General features: G+C 64.4%; 18 protein-coding genes. 9 read left to right on the top strand and 9 right to left on the bottom strand.

Annotation, left to right across the window (positions count from 1 at the left end; translation table 11 throughout):
* Position 1: 1 nt before the first annotated feature.
* The 4 genes from AKL02_RS07615 to purC form a co-directional block, all read right to left on the bottom strand.
* On the bottom strand, positions 2 to 1,744 hold the full coding sequence (locus tag AKL02_RS07615) for a sensor histidine kinase (protein ID WP_078539471.1): 1,743 nt from the start codon (positions 1,742 to 1,744) through the stop codon (positions 2 to 4).
* Between the two features lie 117 nt (positions 1,745 to 1,861).
* Positions 1,862 to 2,530 carry a phosphoribosylformylglycinamidine synthase subunit PurQ gene (gene purQ, locus AKL02_RS07610; protein WP_083075165.1) on the bottom strand — a complete coding sequence of 223 codons (669 nt, stop codon included), beginning with the start codon at positions 2,528 to 2,530 and terminating at the stop codon, positions 1,862 to 1,864.
* Between the two features lie 129 nt (positions 2,531 to 2,659).
* The gene (purS, locus tag AKL02_RS07605) at positions 2,660 to 2,899 is read right to left on the bottom strand and encodes a phosphoribosylformylglycinamidine synthase subunit PurS (RefSeq protein WP_078539473.1); all 240 of its coding nucleotides are present in this window, start codon (positions 2,897 to 2,899) and stop codon (positions 2,660 to 2,662) included.
* A gap of 14 nt (positions 2,900 to 2,913) precedes the next feature.
* Positions 2,914 to 3,675 carry a phosphoribosylaminoimidazolesuccinocarboxamide synthase gene (purC, locus tag AKL02_RS07600; RefSeq protein ID WP_078539474.1) on the bottom strand — a complete coding sequence of 254 codons (762 nt, stop codon included), beginning with the start codon at positions 3,673 to 3,675 and terminating at the stop codon, positions 2,914 to 2,916.
* A gap of 270 nt (positions 3,676 to 3,945) precedes the next feature.
* On the opposite strand from purC, the gene AKL02_RS07595 reads away from it, so the two are divergent.
* Positions 3,946 to 4,263 (top strand): DUF1476 domain-containing protein, encoded by a 318-nt coding sequence (locus AKL02_RS07595; RefSeq protein ID WP_078519365.1) that lies wholly within the window; start codon positions 3,946 to 3,948, stop codon positions 4,261 to 4,263.
* Between the two features lie 187 nt (positions 4,264 to 4,450).
* Complete coding sequence (bmt, locus tag AKL02_RS07590) at positions 4,451 to 5,473, top strand: betaine--homocysteine S-methyltransferase (protein ID WP_083075163.1); 1,023 nt, start codon at positions 4,451 to 4,453, stop codon at positions 5,471 to 5,473.
* Between the two features lie 119 nt (positions 5,474 to 5,592).
* Here bmt and AKL02_RS07585 read toward each other — a convergent pair whose 3' ends face one another.
* A complete protein-coding gene (locus AKL02_RS07585; protein WP_083075152.1) occupies positions 5,593 to 6,687 on the bottom strand; it encodes a PA0069 family radical SAM protein in 1,095 nt (364 codons plus the stop codon).
* 169 nt (positions 6,688 to 6,856) lie between these two features.
* Between AKL02_RS07585 and AKL02_RS07580 the strand changes: the two genes are divergently transcribed.
* The 4 genes from AKL02_RS07580 (at position 6,857) to AKL02_RS07565 (ending at position 10,126) form a co-directional block, all read left to right on the top strand.
* Entirely contained in the window at positions 6,857 to 7,558 is a 702-nt protein-coding gene (locus AKL02_RS07580) for a cobalamin B12-binding domain-containing protein (RefSeq protein WP_078519368.1), read from the top strand.
* A 117-nt stretch (positions 7,559 to 7,675) separates the two neighbouring features.
* Positions 7,676 to 7,834, top strand: coding sequence for a hypothetical protein (locus tag AKL02_RS07575; RefSeq protein WP_165756922.1), 159 nt, complete (start codon positions 7,676 to 7,678; stop codon positions 7,832 to 7,834).
* Positions 7,835 to 7,866: 32 nt separating this feature from the next.
* On the top strand, positions 7,867 to 8,508 hold the full coding sequence (locus tag AKL02_RS07570; RefSeq protein ID WP_232621736.1) for a DUF1638 domain-containing protein: 642 nt from the start codon (positions 7,867 to 7,869) through the stop codon (positions 8,506 to 8,508).
* A gap of 139 nt (positions 8,509 to 8,647) precedes the next feature.
* Positions 8,648 to 10,126 carry a SulP family inorganic anion transporter gene (locus AKL02_RS07565; RefSeq protein WP_083075147.1) on the top strand — a complete coding sequence of 493 codons (1,479 nt, stop codon included), beginning with the start codon at positions 8,648 to 8,650 and terminating at the stop codon, positions 10,124 to 10,126.
* 100 nt (positions 10,127 to 10,226) lie between these two features.
* Here AKL02_RS07565 and AKL02_RS07560 read toward each other — a convergent pair whose 3' ends face one another.
* The 3 genes from AKL02_RS07560 to AKL02_RS07550 form a co-directional block, all read right to left on the bottom strand.
* Positions 10,227 to 10,826 carry an HNH endonuclease gene (locus tag AKL02_RS07560; RefSeq protein ID WP_078519371.1) on the bottom strand — a complete coding sequence of 200 codons (600 nt, stop codon included), beginning with the start codon at positions 10,824 to 10,826 and terminating at the stop codon, positions 10,227 to 10,229.
* 220 nt (positions 10,827 to 11,046) lie between these two features.
* Positions 11,047 to 11,709, bottom strand: a complete 663-nt coding sequence (locus AKL02_RS07555; protein WP_078539482.1) for an alpha/beta hydrolase — start codon at positions 11,707 to 11,709, stop codon at positions 11,047 to 11,049.
* On the bottom strand, positions 11,706 to 12,338 hold the full coding sequence (locus tag AKL02_RS07550; protein ID WP_078539483.1) for a DNA-3-methyladenine glycosylase family protein: 633 nt from the start codon (positions 12,336 to 12,338) through the stop codon (positions 11,706 to 11,708). The genes AKL02_RS07555 and AKL02_RS07550 overlap by 4 nt, the downstream gene beginning before the upstream one ends.
* 74 nt (positions 12,339 to 12,412) lie before the next feature.
* On the opposite strand from AKL02_RS07550, the gene AKL02_RS07545 reads away from it, so the two are divergent.
* Positions 12,413 to 13,627: an MFS transporter gene (locus AKL02_RS07545; protein WP_108722304.1), complete on the top strand. Its 1,215-nt coding sequence runs from the start codon at positions 12,413 to 12,415 to the stop codon at positions 13,625 to 13,627.
* 108 nt (positions 13,628 to 13,735) lie between these two features.
* Here AKL02_RS07545 and AKL02_RS07540 read toward each other — a convergent pair whose 3' ends face one another.
* Complete coding sequence (locus tag AKL02_RS07540; RefSeq protein ID WP_078519374.1) at positions 13,736 to 14,236, bottom strand: Lrp/AsnC family transcriptional regulator; 501 nt, start codon at positions 14,234 to 14,236, stop codon at positions 13,736 to 13,738.
* 168 nt (positions 14,237 to 14,404) lie between these two features.
* On the opposite strand from AKL02_RS07540, the gene trxB reads away from it, so the two are divergent.
* Together trxB and AKL02_RS07530 are read left to right on the top strand one after the other, a co-directional pair.
* Positions 14,405 to 15,355 (top strand): thioredoxin-disulfide reductase, encoded by a 951-nt coding sequence (gene trxB / locus AKL02_RS07535; RefSeq protein WP_078519375.1) that lies wholly within the window; start codon positions 14,405 to 14,407, stop codon positions 15,353 to 15,355.
* Entirely contained in the window at positions 15,352 to 15,831 is a 480-nt protein-coding gene (locus tag AKL02_RS07530; RefSeq protein ID WP_083075143.1) for an RES family NAD+ phosphorylase, read from the top strand. The genes trxB and AKL02_RS07530 overlap by 4 nt, the downstream gene beginning before the upstream one ends.
* Positions 15,832 to 15,879 lie beyond the last annotated feature (48 nt).

The following is a 15,879-nucleotide window of genomic DNA, read 5'->3' as shown; positions in this document are numbered from 1 at the left end:
CTTACTCCGCGGCCTTTATGGCCCTGTTCTTGTCCGCCAGGAGGGGCAACTGAACTTCGAACACTGCACCCCCGCTTTCGGAATTATGGGCGGTCAGACGACCCCCGAAATCACTGATGATGGAGGACGAGATCGCGAGGCCCAGCCCCGTCCCTTCCCCCGGTTTCTTCGTGGTCCAGAACGGCTCGAACAGCTTGTCGAGATCCGAAATTCCGGGACCGTTATCACGCACGCTCAGCACGGCCGTCTCACCCGAGGTAAGCAACAACTCCACTTGAGGTTCCTCAACCGACTTGGTGGCGTCGAGTGCATTTCGCAACAGGTTGATGATCACCTGCTCCAGCCGGATGCGGTCCGCCATGACCATAACAGGACTGCGCGGCATGGTGCGCGAAATGTGCAATTTGCGAATTTTCAGCTGCGGCTCCATCATCGAGAGCGCCTCCGACAGCGCCACCCGCAGATCCACCGGCTCGAACGCCTCGCCCCCCTTGCGGGCATAGGATTTCAGCTGCCGCGTGATCGCGCCCATCCGCCCGATCAGGTCGTCGATGCGCTGGAACGACGACAGCGCCTCCTCGACCCGGGCGCGCTGCAACAGCAGTTTTGCGCCGGCCAGATAGGTCTTCATCGCGGCCAGGGGCTGGTTCAGTTCGTGGCTGACGGCAGCCGACATCTCGCCCAGAGCCGCGAGTTTCGAGCTTTGCGCGATCGTCTGCTCGGCCACGGCCAGATCCTGCTGCGCCTTCTCGCGCTCGGCGATCTCGCGGCTCAACCGGGTGTTGAGCTGGCGCAGCTCCGCCGATTCCGCCCGCAATTCCTGGCTTTGCCGCCGCGCGCGCCGCGACAGCGCATAGAAGACCAGCGCCAGCAGGATCGCGAAGCCCATGATCTCGAGCGCGAGCACCGCATTCACCCGCTCACGCACGGAGTCGTAGCTGGTGAAGGCGATCATCTTCCAGCCGCGGAAGGGAATGCGCGCCTCGGTGCGCATCACCGCGCGACCCTTGAGATAGGCGTCCGGCGCGTCATTGGCCCAGTCCGCGGTCGCCTGCAGCGCGCGTTCGATCGCGGAGGGGGCAGACCGCGCGGCCAGCGCCTCCGACATCGTCACCCCGCGCCAGCGCGGCTCGGTCGTCAGGATGATCTTGCCTTCGCTGTCGACCACGGCCAGCGCATCGGAAATCCCGGCCCAGGCGCGTTCGAATTTCGACAGATCCGCCTCGACGACGATCACGCCGACGGGCTTGTTGTTCTGGATGACGGCCCGCGAATAATCGAACTCGGTGCCGCCCGCCTCGGGCTCGTTGAGCGAGAAGATCGTCCCGCGCGAGCGGGTCGCATCGACGAAGAAGGGCGCATTCGGGAAGGGCGTGCCGATCTGCGTGCGATTGGTCGACGCCACCACCCGGCCCTGCATGTCCAACAGCCGGATCGAGGCCACCGCGACCTCTTTCTTGGCCGTGATCAGCTGCGCCGAGGCGGTGGAATAATCCGTTGTATCAAGGGCTTGCGTCAGCTCCGGATCGCGCGCGAGCAACAGCGGCACAACGGATGTCCGCTGCAACTCCGACATGATGTTGCCGGTGTAAAGCGCAAGCCGCAGTTCGGTGCGCACGCGCGTCGTCTCGGTGAACCGCTGGGTCAGCCATTGGTTGGTGATCCACATCACCGCCCCCGCCAGCGCGAGGATCAGCACCACAGCGACGCGCAGCAGCCAACGGGCGCGCGGCGAGCGCGCCATGACACCGAGCCCGCCCTCACCTTCGGGCGGCTCTTCAGGTAAAATCGTCGAACGTGTCTGCACGTGCGTCATGCGCGAAGTCTAAGCCAAGGCCCAGAGCGCAACAAGCGCGCGAGATCAGGCGGTTGCCAGCATCCCGCTCAACGCGCGGAAAAGCGCCGCCCCATCGGCGCCGCCCTGCGCAGGTTCGATCGCGCGCTCGGGGTGAGGCATCATGCCCAGCACCCGGCGGTTCTCGCTCAGCACGCCCGCGATATCGTCGACGGAGCCGTTGGGGTTCTCGACATAGCGGAACGCCACGCGGTCCTCGCCCTCGATGCGGGCAAGGCCTTCGGGATCGATCTGGTAATTGCCGTCATGGTGGGCGACCGGGATCACGATCTCCTGCCCCGCCTCGTAGCCCGAGGTATAGGCGCTGTCGGTCGTCGCGACGCGCAGGGCCAGCGGTTTCGAGACGAATTTCAGCCCCGCATTGCGCATCAGCGCGCCCGGCAGCAGCCGCATCTCGGTCAGCACCTGAAAACCGTTGCAGATGCCGATGACATAGCCGCCCTTGCCTGCGAAGTCGGCCACCGCCTGCCCGATGGGCGAGCGCGAGGCGATCGCGCCGCAGCGCAGGTAGTCGCCATAGGAGAACCCGCCCGGCACACCAATGATGTCGATGCCTTCGGGCAATGCGGTTTCCTTGTGCCAGACCTTGACGACATCCGCCCCGGCTGCCGCGAAGGCCATGCTCAGGTCGCGGTCGCAATTCGATCCGGGGAAGGTGATGATGGCGGCTTTCATGGGTGCAAACTCCTGGCCTTGAGGGTCGAACCTGTCGGGTAAGGCCTGTGCGGCCTTCGGCTTGGTACAAATATCCCGGGGGAATTGGCCGGCAGGCCAAGGGGGGCAGCGCCCCCCACCCGACCCGGATCAGGCGATCTCGATGGTGTATTTCTCGATCACGGTATTGGCGAGGAGCTTCTCGCACATCTCCTTCACCTCGGCCTCGGCAGAGGCTGCATCGGTGGCGCTCAGGTCCAGTTCGATCACCTTCCCCTGACGCACGCCTTCGACGCCGCCGAACCCCATATGGCCCAATGCGTGACGGACGGCCTCGCCCTGCGGGTCGAGCACCCCATCCTTCAGCATGACATGAACGCGGGCTTTCATCACGAGCGGTCCTTTCAGTTGATCAGCGTCGGTTTGATCGGCTGGGTATTGGTCGGCAGCACGCCAAGGCGCTTGGCGACTTCGGTATAGGCATCGGTCAGGCTGCCCAGATCGCGGCGGAACACGTCCTTGTCGAGCTTCTGGCCCGTCTTGACGTCCCACAGGCGGCAGCTGTCGGGGCTGATCTCGTCGGCCACGATCAGGCGCATGAAATCGCCATCCCAGACGCGGCCGATCTCGATCTTGAAATCGACCAGCTTGATGCCGACGCCGTAGAACACGCCGGTCAGGAAGTCGTTCACGCGCAGCGCCAGCGCCACGATGTCATCGAGGTCCTGCTGGCTCGCCCAACCGAAAGCGATGATATATTCCTCGGGCACGAGCGGATCGCCCAACTCGTCGTTCTTGTAGCTGTATTCGACGATCGGACGCGGCAGCGGCGTGCCCTCTTCCATGCCCAGACGCTTCGCGATCGAACCGGCGGCGAAATTGCGCACGATCACTTCGAGCGGCACGATCTCCACCTGACGGATCAACTGCTCGCGCATGTTGAGCCGTTTGATGAAGTGGTTCGGCACGCCGATATTGGTCAGGCCGGTCATGAAATACTCGGACAGGCGGTTGTTGAGCACGCCCTTGCCCTCGATCACGTCCTTTTTCTGAGCGTTGAAGGCGGTCGCGTCGTCCTTGAAATACTGGACCAGCGTTCCGGGCTCGGGGCCTTCATACAGAACCTTCGCCTTGCCTTCGTAGATCTTCTTGCGCCGGGGTGCCATCGCGTCTCCGTTCTCACTTGGCGCGGCGGTGCCAGGGCCTGCGCCGCATGCCGTCAGGAATGCCGCGCCCGCCCCTGCGCGCCGTCCGCGAAAGGGTGTTGCCCGCCCTATAGGACAAGCCCGCGAGTCTCGCAAGGTAAAGCGCACGCCACTTCACGCAGATGCACAGCCCCGTCAAACCGGCCAAAACGCGGCCCTTTCCTCTTGCGGCGCACGCCGTGCATGTGCATATCGGAGGTAACGGAGACTTTACCGGGAGGGACGTGGGCCATGACCACCTTCGACGATCGCGAAAATGCCTATGAGAACAAGTTCGCGCATGATGCCGAGCTGCAGTTCAAGGCCGATGCCCGCTGCAACAAGATGCTGGGCCAATGGGCCGCAGAGCTTCTGGGCAAAACCGGCCCCGAAGCCGACGCCTATGTCCGCGAGGTCGTGACCTCCGATTTCGAGGAAGCGGGCCACGAAGACGTGTACCGCAAGCTCTCGGGCGATCTCGGCGACAAGGCCGATGAGCAGACGATCCGCGCGAAGATGGCCGAATGCATGGCCGAGGCGCGCCGTCAGGTGGTCGACGAGGCCGAGTGAGCCCTCGCCGATGACGCAGATTGAAAGGCCGGATGCCAAGCGCGTCCGGCCTTTTGCATTTCAGTCCGAGATTGCAGCGCCTTCATCAAGAACATGAAGGAAACGAATTTGCCAATTCCCGCCTGTCATGGCAGGACAAACCCAACCGCCGCGCCCGACGCGGCCCTTTGCATTTGACGAGGCCCTTATGACCGCCCCGAAAACCGACGCGCTGAGCCGCCTTCTGGAAACCCGCGATTGGCTGATGACCGATGGCGCGACCGGCACCAACCTGTTCAACATGGGGCTGGCCTCGGGCGAGGCCCCGGAACTTTGGAATGCCGACGAGCCCGCGAAGATCGCGAAGCTTTATTCGCTCGCCGTCGATGCGGGCTCGGACCTGTTCCTGACCAACAGCTTCGGCGGCAATGCCTCGCGGCTGAAACTGCACAATGCGCAGAACCGCGTGCGCGAGCTGAACCGCCTCGCCGCCGAGATCGGTCGCGACGTGGCCGACAAGCAGTCGCGCCCCGTGATCGTTGCGGGCTCGATGGGCCCGACGGGCGAGATCTTCGCGCCGATGGGCACGCTGACGCATGAGTTGGCGGTCGAGATGTTCCACGAACAGGCCGAGGGTCTGAAAGAGGGCGGCGCGGATATCCTCTGGGTCGAGACGATCTCGGCGCAGGAAGAATACAAGGCCGCCGCCGAGGCCTGCCATCTGGCGGGCATGCCGTGGTGCGGCACGATGAGCTTCGACACGGCGGGCCGCACGATGATGGGGCTGACCTCGCAGGCGATGGTCTCGATGGTCGACAAGCTGGCCCACCCGCCGCTGGCCTTCGGCGCGAATTGCGGCGTGGGCGCGTCCGACCTGCTGCGCACCGTTCTGGGCTTTGCCGCGACCGGGACCGAGCGCCCGATCATCGCCAAGGGCAATGCGGGCATTCCGAAATATGTCGACGGTCATATCCATTACGACGGCACGCCCGAGCTGATGGCGGAATATGCGGTGATGGCGCGCGACTGCGGCGCGACGATCATCGGCGGCTGCTGCGGCACGATGGCCGAGCATCTGGTGGCGATGCGCGAGGCGCTGGAGACGCGTCCGCGTGGCGAGCGCCCGACGCTCGATCAGATTTCCTCGGTTCTGGGCGGGTTCTCCTCGGAGGATGACGGGCTGAGCGGGGATGCGCCCAAGCGCGAACGCCGGGGCCGTCGCCGCAGCTAAGCGCGGCTTGAGGGGCTCTGCCCCTCGGCCTTGCGGCCTCACCCCGGGATATTTGAACCAAAACGAAGGAAGGGCCGGGGTTTCCCGGCGGTTGGACCATGCGCGCGTCTCAGACGAGATCAGAACAGTTCGAGCTGATCGCCCGGCCGGGGCGGCACGCGAAACTGTGTCACGTCGAGATCGGGCAGATGGCGCGAGAAGCCCAGCCGCTTGCAGCTCAGCTTGAACCGCTGCTGCAACAGCTCGGCCATCTCTCCCTCGCCCTTCATCCGCTCGCCGAAGCGCGGATCGTTGAGCTTGCCGCCGCGCATGTCGCGGATCCGGCCCAGCACCTTCTCGACCTTGCCGGGGTGATGCCGCTCCATCCAGTCGGCGAAAAGCGGCGCCACCTCATGCGGCAGCCGCACCGGCATCATCGAGGCGGCTTTGGCCCCTGCCCTGCGCGCCTCGGTCAGGATCGCCTCCAGCTCGTGATCGGTGAGACCCGGGATCATCGGCGCGGCCATCACGCGGACAGGGATACCGGCACGCGAGAGTTCGCGGATCATGCGGATGCGGGTCGGCGGGCTGGGCGCGCGCGGCTCCAGATCGCGGGCGAGTTTGGCGTCGAGCGTCGTGACCGACACGCCGACCTGCGCCAAGCCTGCCTCGGCCATCGGCGCGAGGATGTCGAGATCGCGCAGGATCGTCGAACCACGGGTGACGATGGAGACCGGGTGACGATAGGCCTGCAACACTTCCAGCACGGCGCGCATGATCTCCATCTTGCGCTCGAGCGGCTGGTAGGGATCGGTATTCGTGCCGATGGCGAGCACGTTCGGGCGGTAGCCTTTCTTGCGCAGCTCGTCTTCGAGCACCTGCGGCGCCTCCGGCCGTGCGATCAGTCGGGTTTCGAAATCCAAACCCGCCGAGAGGCCGAGATAGCCGTGGCTGGGCCGCGCGAAGCAGTAGATGCAGCCATGTTCGCAGCCCCGATAGGGGTTGAGAGAGCGCTCGAAGGGCACATCGGGCGACTGGTTGCGGGTGATGACGGAGCGCGGTCGCTCCACCGAGACCTCGGTGCGGGTCAGGCGCTCCTCTTCGGGGATGTCCCAGCCGTCATGCTCGGGCGCGCGGGCGAAGGGCTCGAACCGGCCCACGGGGCGCGCCGCGGCACCGCGCGCGCGCAGACGCTCGGACGGGTTCGCGGGGGGAAGATCGAATGGCAGACTCATGCCCGGAATTTAGAACGAAATGAGAACATTTGCCAAGTAGAGTCCGGATGCGGACCTACCAACACCATGCGAGGTCGGACAAAACACCGCGCATGTCGCAAATCGCCAAGACTTGACGGGGCCACGGCCTCACCACAGGGTAACACCGGCTAGCAGGAGACTATTGGACATGGCCGAAGACGAAGACGATATCATCCTTTCGGAACTCGACGACGACGAGCTCACCGCGCAGATGATGGATGACCTCTATGACGGTCTCAAGGAAGAGATCGAAGAGGCCACCCGCATCCTGCTCGACCGCGGCTGGACGCCGTATGACATTCTGACCAAGGCCCTCGTCGCGGGCATGACCATCGTGGGCAACGACTTCCGCGACGGTATCCTGTTCGTGCCGGAAGTGCTGCTGGCGGCGAATGCGATGAAGGGCGGCATGGCCATCCTCAAGCCGCTGCTGGTCGAGACCGGCGCGCCGCGCATGGGCAAGATGGTCATCGGCACGGTGAAGGGCGATATCCACGATATCGGCAAGAACCTCGTCGCGATGATGATGGAAGGCGCGGGCTTCGAGATCGTCGATCTGGGGATCAACAACCCGGTCGAGAACTACCTCGAAGCGATCGCGCGCGAAGAGGCCGACATCCTCGGCATGTCCGCGCTGCTGACCACCACGATGCCCTACATGAAGGTCGTGATCGACACGATGAAGGAACAGGGCATCCGCGACGACTACATCGTTCTGGTGGGCGGTGCGCCCTTGAACGAGGAATTTGGCAAGGCGATCGGCGCCGATGCCTATTGCCGCGATGCCGCCGTGGCGGTGGAAACGGCGAAGGATTTCATCGCCCGCAAGCACAACCAGATGAGCGCCTGATCGCCGATCGCGCGCGCATCTAGGCTGATATGCATGGAGAAGGCCCCGATTTTTTCATCGGGGCCTTTTCATGTGCGCTTCCCCGCCCCATACTTGAAGAGAAGGGGGAAACGAGAAATGCCGCTGCCACATTTTCTGCTGCTGATCCTGTTTGTGATCGTTCTGGCGGGCTTGACGATCTGGGCCTTTGCCGCATCGGGCGTGCCGATGGCGATGCTCGGGCTGATGGTTCTCGTCGCAGCAGGCGTTGCCCGGATGATGGCACGGGTGGAATGACTGCCCAGAAGGCTGCCTCGCTTCCCGGCGACATGACCTTATCCGAAAATGGCTTAGCTCCCGAGGGCTCGGGGCGTCTTTTGCTGATCGCCTGCGGGGCATTGGCGCGGGAAATTCTCGCGCTCAAGCGGATCAATGGCTGGGATCACATCGACCTGACCTGCCTGCCCGCCAATCTGCACCTATACCCCGAGAAGATCACCGCCGCCGTCGAAGAGGCGGTGCTGCGCTATCGCGACCAATATGACGATATCTTCGTGGTCTATGCCGATTGCGGCACGGGCGGGCAATTGTTGGAAAAGTGCAAGTCTTTGGGGGTCGAGATGGTCGAAGGCCCCCATTGTTATTCGTTTTTTGAAGGTAACGCGGCCTTTGCCGAAACCGCCGAGGACGAGATCACGGCCTTCTACCTCACCGATTTCCTGACCCGTCAGTTCGACGCTTTCGTCTGGAAGCCGATGGGCTTCGACCGTCACCCGGAGCTGATCCCGATGATGTTCGGCAATTACGACCGGCTGATCTATCAGGCCCAGACCGACGATCCCGCGCTCGACGCGAAGGCGCGTGAGGCCGCGGAGCGGCTCGGCCTGCGCTATGAGCGGCGTTTTACGGGCTATGGCGATCTGGCCACCAGTCTCGCCAAATTTGCCACGAAATCGGGCAATCCGGCTTAATCCTCTTTGAATTTTTCTTAAAACCCGACCCGCGGGGCTTGGCATCGCTACGTCACCCGGGTATTGGCTTCGCCAAATCTCACACCCCTCCGGCCCGCCCCTCCCCGGTCGCGGGCCTTTCTAATTGCAGGACAACCGTATGACCTTGTCGCAATGGCGCAGCCAGTGGACTGGCAACTACCGCGCTGACATTCTTTCCGGTCTCGTGGTGGCGCTCGCGCTGATCCCCGAGGCCATCGCTTTCTCCATCATCGCAGGCGTGGACCCGAAAGTGGGCCTCTACGCCTCCTTCATGATCGCCACGATCACAGCTTTCTTCGGTGGCCGCCCGGGTATGATCTCGGCCGCGACCGCCGCAACCGCGGTGCTGATGGGCGCCTTGGTGCGCAGCTACGGGCTCGACTACCTGCTGGCCGCGACGGTGCTGGCGGGCGTGCTGCAGGTGATTGCCGGGGCGCTGAACCTCGGGACCGTGATGCGCTTCGTGTCGAAATCGGTGATGACGGGCTTCGTGAACGCGCTCGCCATCCTGATCTTCATGGCGCAATGGCCCGAGCTGAACCCGGCCAACGTGCCGGTGGTGGCGACCTATGCGCTGGTGGCACTTGGCCTTGCGATCATCTACCTGCTGCCGCGCTTCTTCCGCGCCATCCCCTCGCCGCTGATCGCGATCCTCGTTCTCAGCGCGGTCTCGATGGGGCTGGGGCTCAACGACGTGCACACGGTGTCCGACATGGGCGCCCTGCCCGATCAGCTGCCCTCGCTCCTGATCCCGAACGTGCCGTTCACCTTCGAGACGCTGCAGATCATCCTGCCCTATTCGGTGGGCGTGGCGGTCGTCGGCCTGCTGGAGAGCCTGATGACGCAGAACATCGTCGACGAGATGACTGACACGCGTTCGGATCGTCGTCAGGAATGCTTCGGTCAGGGCATCGCCAACTTCTGCACCGGCTTCATCGGCGGCATGGCGGGCTGCGCGATGATCGGCCAGTCGGTGATCAACGTCACCTCGGGCGGGCGCACGCGCCTGTCGACCCTGACCGCCGGGATCGCGCTTCTGATCTTCTGCGTGGTGCTGGGCGAATGGGTGGGCCGCATTCCGATGCCCGCGCTGGTGGCGATCATGATCATGGTGTCGATCGGCACGTTCAGCTGGGCCTCGCTGGGCCAGCTGCGCACGATGCCGATGTCGTCCAACGTGGTGATGCTGGCCACCGTCGCCTTCGTCGTCGCCACCCATAACCTCGCGATCGGGGTACTGGTGGGCGTGCTGCTCTCGGGGATCTTCTTCGCGGGCAAGATCGCGCGGATGACCGAGATCTCCTCGCGCTACAACGAGGCGCATCACCTGCGGACCTATTACATCAAGGGCCAGATCTTCTTCGCGACCGTGGAAGAGTTCAACCGCGCCTTCGACTTCCAGGAGAAGCTCGACCGCGTGGTGATCGACCTGACCCATGCCCATATCTGGGACATTTCTTCGGTCTCGGCGCTCGACCGGGCGGTGGGCAAGTTCCGGATGTCCGGCACGGATGTGAAAGTCGTGGGCATGAACCACGCGACCGAGACGATCATCGACAAGCTGTCGAATGGCGGCCAGGTCGCGGCGGGGCACTGAGGGGGCTCTGCCCCCGCTTGCTGCGCAAGCCCCCCGGGATATTTTCACCAATACGAAAAAGGGCGTGCCGGAGACGGCGCGCCCTTTTCTTTAAGCTTCCTCAGGCTTCCAGCTCGGTGTCCCAGTAGAGGAAGTCCATCCAGCTTTCGTGCAGATAGCCCGGCGGGAAGCGACGCCCGATGCGCAGCATATCCTCGGGCTGAGGCTGACGCGCGGGCTTGAGAAGATGCATCCCCGAGCGCTCCAGCGGCTTGTTGGCCTTGCGCAGGTTGCACGGCGCGCAGGCGGCCACGACATTCTCCCAGCTGGTGATTCCACCACGCGAGCGCGGGATCACATGGTCGAAGGTCAGGTCGCCCCGCTTGCCGCAATACTGGCACTTGAATTCGTCCCTCAGAAAAAGATTGAAGCGCGTGAAAGCCACGCGCTTCTGGGGTCGGACATATTCTTTGAGGACGACGACGGAGGGGATTTTGAAAGCCTGCCTCTGGCTGCGCACCACCTCTTCGTATTCGGCGAGGATCGTCACCCTGTCGAGGAAGACCGCCTTTATCGCCTCCTGCCAAGGCCATAGCGAGAGCGGGTAATAGGAAAGCGGCCGGAAATCGGCGTTGAGCACCAGCGCCGGGTGCTGTCTCAGCGCCGCCGGTTCGCGGGTGAATTGGGTTCGAAAATTCGTCCTGTCGCACTCGTCCAGCATGGGTGACTCCGTCCTCGCCCTGTCGCCTGCCTCGGCTCAGGGGCGGGGTCCGCCCCTGCCTTATCGATGACTATATATGGCGTTCGCGATCTGGCAAGCCTCTTGATCTCGCGATTGCTGCCATGCGGCATGGGTAGCAAACAGCCATGACAAAGAAATGACGCTGCGCGAGCGTTTGGCAAGGTTGCAGGTGCCGCGGCGATCGGCGGCCGCGGGCGTCTCAGCCCGGCAGTTTGTCTTGCAGGAAGGACAGCGCCACCGACAGCCCGTCGGGCGCGATCCCGTGGCCAGTGCCCTTCATCACATGGGCATAGGTATCGAACCCCGCCGAGACCAGCGCATCGCCCGCCTTGCCCATATCGGCGAAGGGCACGACCGGATCCTGATCGCCATGGATCAGCAGAACCGGCGGCTTCGAGATCGCCTCGTTGCCCAGGGCTTCCGGGCGCAGAAGACGGCCCGAGAAAGCCACCAGCCCCGCGACAGGCTCGGCCCGGCGCGGCAGCACTTCGAGCGCGGTCATCGTGCCTTGCGAGAAGCCGATCACGGCGAGCTGCGCGGGCGTCAGCCCCTGCTCTTGCAGCACGGAATCGAGGAAAGCATCCACGTCGGCTGCCGCGTCCTTCAGACCTTGGGCGGATTCCGCTTCGCTGGAATTGTCGATCCAGGGGATCGGGAACCATTGCCGCCCGTATGGCGCCGCGCGGCAGGGTTCGGGCGCGTCGGGCGCGAGGAATAGCGTGTCGGGCATGTGCTGGCCCAGCGGATCGGCGAGGCCCAGCAGGTCCGCTCCATCCGCGCCGTAGCCATGTAGAAACACCACGGCGGATTTCACCACCCCCGATTGCGGCTCTTTGCGTCCGGCTTCCAGCTTGCGGGTCATGGGGCAACTCCTTCACGATCTTTACAGGCCGCGTAATAGGCCCAGAGGCCGCGCGCCGCAACCGCGCGCCACGGCGACCAGGCTGCCGATAGCTCATTGAATTGTTTGCGCTTGGGACGTTCGGGCAAATCGAACAGCAGCCGCGCCCCCTCGGCCAGCGCGAGATCGTCCACCGCGAAGACATCGGCGCGGCCCAGAGCGAAGATGAGATACATCTCCACCGTCCAGCGCCCGATGCCGGGGATCGGCAGAAGCTGCGCGACCACCTCTTCGTCGGGCATCGCGCGCAGCCCCTCGAAATCGACGCCGGAATTGGAGAGCGCCTGCAGATAGCGCACCTTCTGACGCGAGAGGCCACAGGCGCGCAGATCCTCTTCCGAGGCGCCCGCGATGGAGACCGGATCGCCATAGCCCGCGCCGATCACCTTGTTGCGGATCGAGTTGGCGGCGGCGACGGAGACCTGCTGGCCGATGATCGCGTCGCGCAGCGCCTCGAACCCGTCCTCGCGGCGGCGCAGAGGCCACGGCCCCGTCAGCGCGCAAACCTCGGCAAAACGCGGCTCTGTGCGGCAGAGAAATTCGGTGCCCTCGGCGATATCGTCTTCGCAGGTAATGATACGTCCAACCATGCGCGACACCCTGCCTCATGCCGCGCCCGCTTGCCAGCCCCCAATCGCCACGCTAGCAAGCTGTCATGAGTGAAATGACCGCCCCTCCCGCCTCTCGCGAAAAGCGCAATACGATCGTGCTGGTTCTGGCCCAGGCGCTTCTGGGCGCGCAGATGCCGATGATCTTCACGGTGGGCGGTCTTGCGGGCCAGATGCTCTCGCCCAATCCCTGCCTCGCGACGCTGCCCCTGTCGCTGATCATTCTGGGCTCGGTCCTCTCGGCGCAGCCGATGTCGGAATTCATGGCCGCGAAAGGCCGCCGCGCGGGCTTCATCCTCGCCAATGCGATGGGGGCGCTGGGGGCGGCGACCGCGGCCTATGCGCTCTATCACGGGTCGTTTGCGCTGTTCATGCTGGGGTCGTTCTTCACCGGCACCTATATGTCCGCGCAGGGGTTCTACCGGTTCGCGGCGACCGATACCGCCAGCGCGGAGTTCCAGCCCAAGGCGATCTCCTATGTGATGGCGGGCGGGCTTGTGGCCGCGATCATCGGCCCGCAGCTTGTGAAGGTCACGAGCGAGGCGATGGTCGTGCCCTTCATGGCGACGTACCTCGCGATCATCGGGATCAATGCGCTCGGGCCGATCCTGTTCTCCTTCCTCGACATCCCGGCTCCGGGACGGCGCAAGAAGCACGAACATCACGAGGGCCGCACCCGCGGCGAGCTGCTGAAAGACCCGGTGATCCTCGTCGCGATGATCTGCGCCATGGTCTCCTACGCGCTGATGAACCTCGTGATGACCTCGACGCCGCTTGCGGTCGTGGGCTGCGGGTTCGAGCAGGCAGACGCGGCCAATATCGTCTCGGCTCACGTGCTGGCGATGTATCTGCCGAGCTTCTTCACCGGCCACCTGATCGCGCGCTTCGGCAAAGAAGTGATCGTGGGCACCGGGCTCGTCATTCTGGCCGCGGCGGGTGCAATGGCGCTGAGCGGCGTCGATCTCGCACAGTTTTATGCCACGCTCATCCTTCTCGGTCTCGGCTGGAACTTCGGCTTCATCGGCGCGACCTCGATGCTCGCCTCCGCCCATAGCCCCGAAGAGCGCGGCCATGTGCAGGGGATGAACGATTTCGTGGTCTTCGGTGGCGTCTTCCTCGCCTCGCTCGCCTCGGGCGGACTGATGAACTGCACCCAGAGCGGCAATGCCCAAGCGGGCTGGCAGGCGGTCAATCTCGCGATGATCCCCTTCCTGACGCTGGCCGGGGCGGCGCTGATCTGGCTGGTGCTGCGCCCAAAAGAGACCCGCTAAGGGGGCGCCGCCGCCCCTTCGGCTTGGCGAAAATATCCCGGGGTGGGAATTCGCGACGGCGAAGGGAGGGCAGCGCCCCTCCGACAACGTCTCAATTCAGGGTAAGGCTCAGGCCAGCTTGGCGATGCGCTCTTCGAGCACGTCGAAGGGCACGCCCGGCTCGTCCTTGGCACAGCGGATCACCAGCGAGGTCTTCACGCTAGCCACGTTCTCGGCGGCGGTCAGTTGGCCGGTCAGGAAGCTCTGGAAGCTCGAGAGGTCCGGCGCCACGCATTTCAGCACGAAATCGATCTCGCCATTGAGCATGTGGCACTCGCGCACGAGCGGCCATTCGCGACAGCGCGACTCGAAGTTCGACAGATCCGCTTCGGCCTGGCTGTGCAGGCGCACCATCGCGAAGACCTGCACTTCGAATCCCAGCTCGCGCGGGTTCACGTCCGCATGGTAGCCACGGATGTAGCCCGCCTCTTCGAGCGTGCGCACGCGGCGCAGGCAGGGCGGGGCCGAAATGCCCACACGCTTGGCCAGTTCGACATTCGTCATCCGCCCGTCCGCCTGCAGTTCAGCGAGGATTTTGCGGTCGATGTCGTCGAGCCGGGAGGTGGGCATGTTGAAACAATCCTTCGTGCGTTGCGGCAGAACTTACCGCTGGAAGAGAGGATGCGCAATAATATTTCGCGGACTGCTCCGCAAGTGCTATTTGTCGCGGCAAGCAGGGGCTTTTCGGCGCGCCTCGCTCCGACTATATCCGTCGGGCAGAATTCCAAGGAGGCAGGCATGTCCGAGACGAAGAAAACCAAGGTTCTGATCATCGGCTCCGGCCCTGCGGGCTACACGGCGGCGGTCTACGCGTCGCGTGCGATGCTCGAGCCGGTTCTGGTGCAAGGCATGCAGCCGGGCGGCCAGCTGACCATCACCACCGAGGTCGAGAACTGGCCCGGCGAGAGCGAGATTCAGGGCCCCGACCTGATGGTGAAGATGGAAGAGCATGCGCGCGCGATGGGCACCGAGATCATCATGGACATGATCACCGAGCTCGACACCTCGAAGCGCCCCTTCGTCGCGAAAGGCGATTCGGGCACGACCTACGAGGCAGCAGCAGTGATCCTTGCCACTGGGGCGCAGGCGAAATGGCTGGGGCTTCCCTCGGAAGAGAAGTTCAAGGGCTTCGGCGTCTCGGCCTGCGCGACATGCGACGGGTTCTTCTATCGCGGCAAGGAAGTCGTGGTGATCGGCGGCGGCAACACCGCCGTGGAAGAGGCGCTGTTCCTGACCAACTTCGCCTCCAAGGTGACGCTGATCCACCGCCGCGACACACTGCGCTCGGAGAAGATCCTGCAGGATCGCCTGTTCAAGAACCCCAAGATCGAAGTGGAGTGGAATCACACGGTCGAGGAAATCCTCGGCGACGAAAATCCGCTCGGCGTGACCGGTGTGCGGGTGAAATCCACCGCCGACGGGTCCGAGAAAGTCATCCCCTGCGACGGGTTCTTCGTGGCGATCGGGCACGCGCCGTCGTCCGAGCTGGTAAAGGACAGCCTGAAGATGCAATCGGGCGGCTATGTCTGGGTGGAGCCGGGCTCGACCCGCACCTCGCAGCCCGGCATCTTCGCGGCGGGCGACCTGACCGATCACACCTATCGTCAGGCCGTCACCTCGGCGGGGATGGGCTGCATGGCCGCGCTCGACGCCGAGAAATTCCTCGCCGAGCAGGGCGAAGCCGAGTGATCTCTTTCGACGGCACGGTCTGGCGGATCCTCTCTGCCGACCGCGCTGATGATGCTTGCAAACCGGCCCGCCATCCGGAGGGCCGGTTTCATTATTCCGGACAGGTGGCGCTCTATGCCTCGCTGAGTGCCGAGGGGGCTGCCGTGGCGCTCCGGCGCTATGTGCGGGCCGGCGATCCGTCGCGGGTGATCGTGCCGCTGGAGATCATGACAGAGGCGATGGACGACCTGCGCGGCACGCCCGATCAGGCGGCGGCGTCCGTGGTCTGGCAGGATGGGAGAGCGAGCGGCGCGCCCTCGCCCACATGGCGCCTCTCGGATCGGTCACGGGCGCGCGGCGCACAGGGGCTGCTCTACGCCTCGCGCTCACGCCCCGATCTGAGCCATCTGGTGCTCTTCGAGGTCTCGTCCGCAACAGTGCGGCAGGCCGGGCCTGCGCAACCGTGGCACCCGCCCTACCCCATCCCGTCTGCGTGAGACGTCATTGCACCGTCGCGCGGCTCCTCTAGGGTGAAGACCATCAGG

The sequence above is a fragment of the Thioclava electrotropha genome (assembly GCF_002085925.2).
GTDB classification, from domain to species: Bacteria; Pseudomonadota; Alphaproteobacteria; order Rhodobacterales; family Rhodobacteraceae; genus Thioclava; species Thioclava electrotropha.
This window is presented reverse-complemented; position numbering and strand designations above follow the sequence as displayed.

Excerpts from the sequence above, each read along its gene's own strand:
- AKL02_RS07595 (WP_078519365.1), top strand. The coding sequence starts at position 3,946 with ATGACCACCTTCGACGATCGCGAAAATGCCTATGAGAACAAGTTCGCG.
- AKL02_RS07580 (WP_078519368.1), top strand. The coding sequence starts at position 6,857 with ATGGCCGAAGACGAAGACGATATCATCCTTTCGGAACTCGACGACGAC.
- AKL02_RS07615 (WP_078539471.1), bottom strand. The coding sequence starts at position 1,744 with ATGGCGCGCTCGCCGCGCGCCCGTTGGCTGCTGCGCGTCGCTGTGGTG.
- purS (WP_078539473.1), bottom strand. The coding sequence starts at position 2,899 with ATGAAAGCCCGCGTTCATGTCATGCTGAAGGATGGGGTGCTCGACCCG.
- AKL02_RS07560 (WP_078519371.1), bottom strand. The coding sequence starts at position 10,826 with ATGCTGGACGAGTGCGACAGGACGAATTTTCGAACCCAATTCACCCGC.
- purC (WP_078539474.1), bottom strand. The coding sequence starts at position 3,675 with ATGGCACCCCGGCGCAAGAAGATCTACGAAGGCAAGGCGAAGGTTCTG.
- AKL02_RS07545 (WP_108722304.1), top strand. The coding sequence starts at position 12,413 with ATGACCGCCCCTCCCGCCTCTCGCGAAAAGCGCAATACGATCGTGCTG.
- AKL02_RS07570 (WP_232621736.1), top strand. The coding sequence starts at position 7,867 with ATGACCTTATCCGAAAATGGCTTAGCTCCCGAGGGCTCGGGGCGTCTT.
- AKL02_RS07540 (WP_078519374.1), bottom strand. The coding sequence starts at position 14,236 with ATGCCCACCTCCCGGCTCGACGACATCGACCGCAAAATCCTCGCTGAA.
- AKL02_RS07585 (WP_083075152.1), bottom strand. The coding sequence starts at position 6,687 with ATGAGTCTGCCATTCGATCTTCCCCCCGCGAACCCGTCCGAGCGTCTG.
- AKL02_RS07555 (WP_078539482.1), bottom strand. The coding sequence starts at position 11,709 with ATGACCCGCAAGCTGGAAGCCGGACGCAAAGAGCCGCAATCGGGGGTG.
- bmt (WP_083075163.1), top strand. The coding sequence starts at position 4,451 with ATGACCGCCCCGAAAACCGACGCGCTGAGCCGCCTTCTGGAAACCCGC.
- AKL02_RS07550 (WP_078539483.1), bottom strand. The coding sequence starts at position 12,338 with ATGGTTGGACGTATCATTACCTGCGAAGACGATATCGCCGAGGGCACC.
- trxB (WP_078519375.1), top strand. The coding sequence starts at position 14,405 with ATGTCCGAGACGAAGAAAACCAAGGTTCTGATCATCGGCTCCGGCCCT.
- purQ (WP_083075165.1), bottom strand. The coding sequence starts at position 2,530 with ATGAAAGCCGCCATCATCACCTTCCCCGGATCGAATTGCGACCGCGAC.
- AKL02_RS07575 (WP_165756922.1), top strand. The coding sequence starts at position 7,676 with ATGCCGCTGCCACATTTTCTGCTGCTGATCCTGTTTGTGATCGTTCTG.
- AKL02_RS07565 (WP_083075147.1), top strand. The coding sequence starts at position 8,648 with ATGACCTTGTCGCAATGGCGCAGCCAGTGGACTGGCAACTACCGCGCT.